Genomic DNA, 233 nt, shown 5'->3' with positions numbered 1-233 from the left:
GAAGTCGTAACAAGGTAACCGTAGGGGAACCTGCGGTTGGATCACCTCCTTACCTTAAAGAACCTGCCTTTGTAGTGTCCACACAGATTGTCTGATGAATGATGAACTTCTGAATGTACTTTTGAGTGCATTAAGAAGTTTTGCTCTTTAAAAATCTGGATCAAGCTGAAAATTGAAACGACACACAGCTCATGTGTGTTCGAGTCTCTCAAATTTTCGCAATCAGAAGTGAA

1 rRNA gene is annotated in these 233 nt (G+C 40.8%); it reads left to right on the top strand.

What is annotated here, in order from left to right:
• A 16S ribosomal RNA gene (locus ACNQ0T_RS24590) occupies positions 1-52 on the top strand; the annotation flags it as partial.
• Positions 53-233: the final 181 nt, after the last annotated feature.

The organism is Enterobacter cloacae complex sp.6700776 (genome assembly GCF_048284255.1).
GTDB lineage: Bacteria > Pseudomonadota > Gammaproteobacteria > Enterobacterales > Enterobacteriaceae > Enterobacter > Enterobacter intestinihominis.
The sequence above is the reverse complement of the archived record's forward strand: the minus strand, read 5'-3'. Positions and strand labels throughout refer to the sequence as shown.